The following is a 6,367-nucleotide window of genomic DNA, read 5'->3' on the forward strand; positions in this document are numbered from 1 at the left end:
GTGCCGCCCCAGCGGCACTGCTGCCCGCAGCTAGGACGGCGTGACTGCTCGCAGCTATGTGCCCGCAGCTGTGGTGCGGGGGCTCTTGACAGGGATGGTGGGCGCGTCAAATCTGGGCTCTGAGGTGCTTTGGCCTAGGGAGGCGGGATGCCTGCTGCCCGGGAGTCCCTGCTCGATGCCGCGTACACGGCGCTGGCGCGGCGGCCGTGGTCCGCCGTGCGGATGGTGGACGTGGCGGCGGCGGCCGGAGTGTCGCGGCAGACGCTCTACAACGAGTTCGGCAGCAAGGAGGGCCTCGGCCGGGCGCTCGTCCGCAGGGAGGCGGACGGATATCTCGCCGGCGTGGAGCGCGCGCTCTCCGCGCTCGGCGACCCGCGCGAGCGGCTCACCGCCACCGCCGAGTGGACGACCGCCGCCGCCGGGGAGAACGCGCTGGTGCGCGCCATGCTCACCGGCTGCTGGGGTGCCTGGCTGCCCACCCCGACGCTGGGAGCCGTGCCGTCCTCCTCGTCCGCCGTGCCGGCCCAGCGCCGGGCCGACGGTCCGCTGCCCTCGCCCGGCGACTTCGTGGCGCTCGTCCGCGATCGCGCCGTCGCCGCCCTGTCCGGGGCCGGCACCGGCCGGGCGGAGGCCGCCGACCTCGCCCGCGCCTGCGAACTCACCGTCCGGCTCGCCCTGTCCTACGTCGCGGCCCCGCCCGGTGAGGGCGGCGTGTCGGAACTCGTCCGCACCGTCCTGCCACGGCAGTTGACGTCGTGACGGCCGGACGCGTCAGTGCGCCGAGCCCGACAGCTGAAGCCCGATGACGCCGATGATGACGAAGCTGATCGAGACGATCTTCAGCGTGGAGACCAGGTCACCCAGGAAGATCATGCCGTAGATGGCGGTGCCCGCCGCGCCGATGCCGGTCCACACGGCGTACGCCGGGCCGACGTCGAGCTTCTTCAGCGAGAGGGTCAGCAGGCCGAAACTGCCCAGCGCGAAGGCGCAGAACGCGACCGTCGGCCACAGCCGGGTGAACCCGTGCGACAGCTTCAGACACACGGCGAAACCGGTTTCGAGCACCCCGGCCACTATGACCAGCAGCCACGCCATGTGTCGTCCTTTGCTCGCGCTTGGATCCGGCTTGGTGCGATTATGCACTTGCCGGTCGCACGGCACGGCAAACAACGCGGAGGTCAGTCGCCTTCCGTCCGTTCCCGCGTCGCCAGCAGCCGGCGCAGCGAGTACAGCCGCGCCGGGTCGGCGTGGCCCTCGGCGACCCACGCGTCCAGCGCGCAGTCGGGCTCGTCGTGGCTGCACGCGCGCGGACAGCCCTCCGTGCCGGGCTCCAGGTCGGGGAAGGCGTGGATCACGCGGGACGGGTCGATGTGGGCGAGCCCGAACGACCGTACGCCCGGGGTGTCGACGACCCAGCCGCCCGCCTTCGAGGACAGCGGCAGCGCCAGGGCCGAGGTCGTCGTGTGCCGGCCGCGTCCCGTCACCGCGTTGACGTGCCCCACCGTACGGCGGCGGTCCTCCGGCACCAGCGCGTTGACCAGCGTCGTCTTGCCGACGCCGGAGTGGCCGACGAACGCCGTGACCTTGCCGTCCAGATGCTCGCGGACGCGGTCGGCGGCGTCGCCGTTCTCCAGCTCCTCGCGGCTGGTGACGACGAACGGGATGTCCAACGCGCCGTACAGGCCGAGCAGTTCGTCGGGCGGGGCGAGGTCCGACTTGGTCATCACCAGCAGCGGGGTGAGCCCGCCGTCGAACGCCGCGACCAGGCAGCGGTCGATCAGGCGCGGGCGCGGCTCAGGGTCGGCGAGGGCGGTGACGATGGCGAGCTGGTCGGCGTTGGCGACGACCACGCGCTCGTAGGGGTCGTCGTCGTCCGCCGTGCGGCGCAGCACCGAGGTGCGCTCCTCGATGCGGACGATGCGCGCGAGCGTGTCCTTGGCACCGGACAGGTCGCCGACCAGCGCCACCCGGTCGCCGACGACCGCCGCCTTGCGGCCCAGTTCGCGTGCCTTCATCGCCGTGACGATCCGGTCCTCGACGAGGCAGGTCAGCCGGCCCCGGTCCACGGTGAGGACCAGGCCCTCGGCGGCGTCCTCGTGCTTGGGCCGGATGTGCGTACGAGGCCGGTTGCCCTTGCGGTTGGGGCGGGAGCGGATGTCGTCCTCGTCGGTGTGCTTGCCGTAGCGGCGCATGGCGAACTGTCCCTACGCCCCGAGCATCCCGGTCCACAGGTCGGGGAAGTCGGGCAGCGTCTTGGCGGTCGTCGCCACGTTCTCGATCTCCACGCCCTCGACCGCGAGGCCGATGATCGCGCCGGCGGTGGCCATGCGGTGGTCCTCGTAGGTGTGGAAGACACCGCCGTGCAGGCGGCGCGGGCGGATGTGCAGCCCGTCGGCGGTCTCGGTGACGTCGCCGCCGAGTTCGTTGATCTCCTTGGTGAGCGCGGCCAGCCGGTCCGTCTCGTGCAGGCGCAGGTGCGCCACCCCGCGCAGGGTCGAGGGGGAGTCCGCGAGAGCCGCGACGGCCGCGATGCCGGGGGTGAGCTCGCCGACCTCGCCGAGGTCCACGTCGATGCCGTGCACGGCTCCCGATCCGGTGAAGGCCAGACCGTACTCGGTGAGTTCGCAGGAGCCGCCCATCTCGGTGAAGATCTCGCGCAGCCGGTCGCCGGGCTGGGTGGTGCGGGCCGGCCAGTCGGGGACCACCACCTTGCCGCCGGTCACCAGCGCCGCCGCCAGGAACGGCTGGGCGTTGGAGAGGTCCGGCTCGACCGTCAGGTCGCGGCCGAGCAGCGCGCCCGGCGTGACCCGCCAGACGTTCGGCTCGCCGCCGGACTCCGGGGTGTCGACCTGGGCGCCGACCGAGCGCAGCATGTCGACGGTCATGCGGATGTGCGGCAGGGACGGCAGCGCGGAGCCGGTGTGGCGGACCTCGACGCCCTGGTTGAAGCGCGGGCCCGACAGCAGCAGGGCGCTGACGAACTGGGAGGACGACGACGCGTCGATCTCGACCGGGCCGCCCTCCAGGGCGCCGCCGCCGTGCACGGTCAGCGGCAGGGCGCCGCGCCCGTCGTCGTCGATCCGGGCGCCGAGCGTGCGCAGCGCGTCGATCACCCCGTGCAGCGGGCGCTCGTAGGAACGGGGGTCGCCGTCGAAGCGGACGGGGCCGTCGGCGAGCGTGGCGACCGGCGGGAGGAAGCGCATGACCGTGCCGGCGTTGCCGACGTCCACCGTGGCGGGACCGTGCAGACCGGCCGGGATGATCCGCCAGAACTCGCCGGTGCCGTCGGGACCGACGCCCTCCTCGATCTCGACGCCCATCGCTCGCAGCGCCCCGGCCATCAGCAGGGTGTCGCGGGAGCGCAGCGGGCGGCGCAGCCACCCGGGCTCGGAGGCGAGGGCGGCCAGCACCAGGGCGCGGTTGGTGACCGATTTGGATCCGGGCACGTGGACGGTCGCGTCGACGGCTCCGCTCGCGTGCGGGGCGGGCCAGAGGGCGGTGTGCGCGGAATTCACGGTCATGGGCCCCACTTTAATGGCTGAACCCGATCGGAGATCTTGATCAAAGGCGGCGAAATCCGACCGAAACCGAGACAGGGGAATTGCCGCGCATATATGCGGCGGTTCTTGCCCCCCTCCGCGTGGCCGCCCGCCGGCGAGGGCCCGCTCACAGCTCCAGCAGCCAGCGCCCCCCGCCGATCAGCGAGCACAGCGAGACCGCGTGGAACAGGAAGAACCACACCGCCGCCGGCGCGTGGGACAGCCGGGCCAGCTGGTCCGCGTCCGAGTCGCCGGCCCCGCCCCGCGCCCGCTTGGCCTGGAGCTCGAACGGCGGCCGCACCCCGCCCAGCAGCAGGAACCACACCGCCGCGTACGCGAACGCCGCCTGCACCTGCGGGCCGGCCAGCCAGGACACCAGCAGGAACGTCCCGCCGGTCAGCACGACCGTCAGCACCCCGTACGCGTTGCGGATCATCACCAGCAGGGCGAGCAGCAGCGCCGTCGCCACCCACAGCAGCAGCGTGATGCGTCCGGAGGCCAGCAGCGCGGCCCCGCCGAGGCCCAGCAGCGAGGGGGCGGTGTAGCCGGCCACGGCGGTCAGGATCATGCCGAGCCCGTGCGGCTTGCCCCGGCTCACGGTCAGGCCGCTGGTGTCCGAGTGAAGGGTTATGCCGGTCAGCGTGCGCCCGGTGAGGAGCGCCACGAGTCCGTGACCGCCCTCGTGGGCGATGGTGATCGCGTTGCGTGCCGTCCGCCACAGCGGGCGCGGCACGACGACGGCGAGCGCGGCGGCCAGCGTCGCGATCACCACCCACAGCTCGGGGTCGGGCTGGGTACCGGAGACCTCGTCCCACAGGGAGGTGAGCGAGGCCGTCGCGAGGTGGTCCATGTTCGGGGAGGGCTCCTCAGGCGCGAGCGGGGTCTGGCAGTGTGGCACGTATGTGCGGACGGTATGCGGCCAGTCGTGGACCCGAGGATCTCGCAGAAGTCTTCGAGATCGAGAAGTGGGAGCCCCAGGAGACCCTGGAGCCCGATTACAACGTGGCTCCCACCAAGGAGGTCTACGCCGTCCTGGACCGTCCTCTGAAGGACGCCCCGGACCCGAAGCCGGTTCGCCAGCTGCGGAGACTGAAGTGGGGACTCGTCCCCTCCTGGGCCAAGACGCCCGAGGGCGGCGCCCGGATGATCAACGCGCGCGCGGAGACGGTCCACGAGAAGCCGTCCTACCGCCGCGCCTTCGCCACCCGGCGCTGCATCCTGCCCGCCGACGGCTACTACGAGTGGGTCACCGGCAAGGAGGAGCGGGACCTGGAGGTCGAGGGGCGCCGGAAGCGGCCCCGCAAGCAGCCGTACTTCGTGACGCCGGCCGACGGGTCCGTGTTCGCGATGGCGGGGCTGTACGAGTTCTGGCGGGACCGGACGCTGCCCGACGACCACCCGGGGGCCTGGTGGGTGACGTGCTCGGTGATCACGACCGAGGCGGAGGCCACACCGCTCGCCGCCGCCCCGCCCGAGGGCCCGCACGCCCTGGCCGACATCCACCCCCGGATGCCGCTGATGCTGACGCCGGACCGGTGGGACGCCTGGCTCGACCCGGCGCGCACCGACCCCGACGAACTCACCTCCCTGCTGACCCCGCCGCCCGCCGGGCTGATGCGGGCGTTCCCCGTGTCGACGGCCGTGAGCAACGTCCGCAACAACGGGCCGGAGCTGCTGAAGGAGCTGGACGGGCCGGAAGAGGGCACACTCTTCTGACGTGAAGACCGAGATCATCGACACGGAGGCCGGCACCGCCCGCATCACCTGGCACCCGGCCGCCAAACCCCGCCTGGTCCTCGCCGCGAGCCACGGCGCCGGCGGCGGCATCGAGGCGCGCGACCTGGCGGCACTGGCGGCGGCGCTGCCCGCGCGGGGCGTGACCGTGGCCCTGGTCGAGCAGCCCTGGCGGGTGGCCGGCAAGAAGCTGGCGCCCGCGCCCAAGACCCTGGACACCGGCTGGCGGGGCGTCTGGCCCGCGCTGCGACGCCCCGGCCTGCCGGTGATCTCGGGCGGCCGCAGCGCCGGCGCCCGCGTCGCCTGCCGCACCGCCACCGAGCTGGGCGCCCACGCCGTCCTCGCCCTCAGCTTCCCGCTGCACCCGCCGGGCAAGCCCGAGAAGTCCCGCGCCGGTGAGCTGCTCGGGGCCGGGGTGCCCACCCTCGTCGTCCAGGGCGGCAACGACCCGTTCGGGAAGCCGGAGGAGTTCCCCGAGGGCACCTACGACCTGACCCCGGTGCCGTACGGCGACCACGGCTTCGCCGTGCCCAAGCGGGCGGCGATCACCCAGGACGAGACACTGCGGGTGATCACCGACGGCGTCGCGGAGTGGACCCGCTCACTCGGCTGACGGCCCGGGAATGAGCGGCGGGCGACCACTGTTGTGGCGGACATACCGTGCTGAGGGATCAGCACCGACGCCGTACGAGAGGAAGTCCGCCGCATGGCTTCAGCCTTCTGCCCAAGTCGCGGCAGCCGCGCCGACCTGGACTGGACGGTGCTGCACGCGGCGAAGACCGCCCCTGTCCGGGCGGCGGGCGGACCGGATCGTCGTCTATCCTCCGATTCGAGCGGGGCCGGTTTCGGCACCGTGACGTCACTGGAGGAGGTGGGTCCGGTCACTGGGACCGACGCAGGGACCGAACACGGCCAGGCGGAGCAGCCCGAGGGCCGGGGCACGGGCACGGAGTCGACCGCGGAGCGCAGCGCGCGCTTCGAGCGGGACGCGCTCGAGTTCCTCGACCAGATGTACTCGGCCGCGCTGCGCATGACCCGCAACCCGGCCGACGCCGAGGACCTGGTGCAGGAGACCTACGCCAAGGCGTACGCGT

General features: G+C 73.1%; 8 protein-coding genes. 4 read left to right on the forward strand and 4 right to left on the reverse strand.

Translation table 11 applies throughout. The features are described 5' to 3' along the window. Positions 1-147: 147 nt before the first annotated feature. Positions 148-759 carry a TetR/AcrR family transcriptional regulator gene (locus tag GTW67_RS26365; RefSeq protein WP_161167282.1) on the forward strand — a complete coding sequence of 204 codons (612 nt, stop codon included), beginning with the start codon at positions 148-150 and terminating at the stop codon, positions 757-759. Between the two features lie 12 nt (positions 760-771). Here GTW67_RS26365 and GTW67_RS26370 read toward each other — a convergent pair whose 3' ends face one another. From GTW67_RS26370 to GTW67_RS26385, 4 genes are all read right to left on the reverse strand, one after another. Then, positions 772-1,095, reverse strand: a complete 324-nt coding sequence (locus GTW67_RS26370; RefSeq protein ID WP_161167283.1) for a DMT family transporter — start codon at positions 1,093-1,095, stop codon at positions 772-774. Positions 1,096-1,178: 83 nt separating this feature from the next. Beyond that, positions 1,179-2,192: a ribosome small subunit-dependent GTPase A gene (gene rsgA, locus GTW67_RS26375; protein WP_161167284.1), complete on the reverse strand. Its 1,014-nt coding sequence runs from the start codon at positions 2,190-2,192 to the stop codon at positions 1,179-1,181. Positions 2,193-2,204: 12 nt separating this feature from the next. Further along, positions 2,205-3,521: a 3-phosphoshikimate 1-carboxyvinyltransferase gene (gene aroA, locus GTW67_RS26380; RefSeq protein ID WP_161167285.1), complete on the reverse strand. Its 1,317-nt coding sequence runs from the start codon at positions 3,519-3,521 to the stop codon at positions 2,205-2,207. 145 nt (positions 3,522-3,666) lie between these two features. Continuing rightward, the gene (locus tag GTW67_RS26385; protein WP_161167286.1) at positions 3,667-4,389 is read right to left on the reverse strand and encodes a M50 family metallopeptidase; all 723 of its coding nucleotides are present in this window, start codon (positions 4,387-4,389) and stop codon (positions 3,667-3,669) included. Between the two features lie 50 nt (positions 4,390-4,439). On the opposite strand from GTW67_RS26385, the gene GTW67_RS26390 reads away from it, so the two are divergent. The 3 genes from GTW67_RS26390 to GTW67_RS37875 form a co-directional block, all read left to right on the forward strand. After that, the gene (locus GTW67_RS26390; protein ID WP_161167287.1) at positions 4,440-5,255 is read left to right on the forward strand and encodes an SOS response-associated peptidase; all 816 of its coding nucleotides are present in this window, start codon (positions 4,440-4,442) and stop codon (positions 5,253-5,255) included. Position 5,256: 1 nt separating this feature from the next. Next, positions 5,257-5,886: an alpha/beta family hydrolase gene (locus GTW67_RS26395; RefSeq protein WP_161167288.1), complete on the forward strand. Its 630-nt coding sequence runs from the start codon at positions 5,257-5,259 to the stop codon at positions 5,884-5,886. A 93-nt stretch (positions 5,887-5,979) separates the two neighbouring features. Beyond that, on the forward strand, positions 5,980-6,367 hold a 388-nt coding region (locus GTW67_RS37875), incomplete at its 3' end, for a sigma factor (RefSeq protein WP_272920536.1).

The sequence above is a fragment of the Streptomyces sp. SID5910 genome, from assembly GCF_009862125.1.
In the GTDB taxonomy this organism is placed as follows: Bacteria; Actinomycetota; Actinomycetes; order Streptomycetales; family Streptomycetaceae; genus Streptomyces.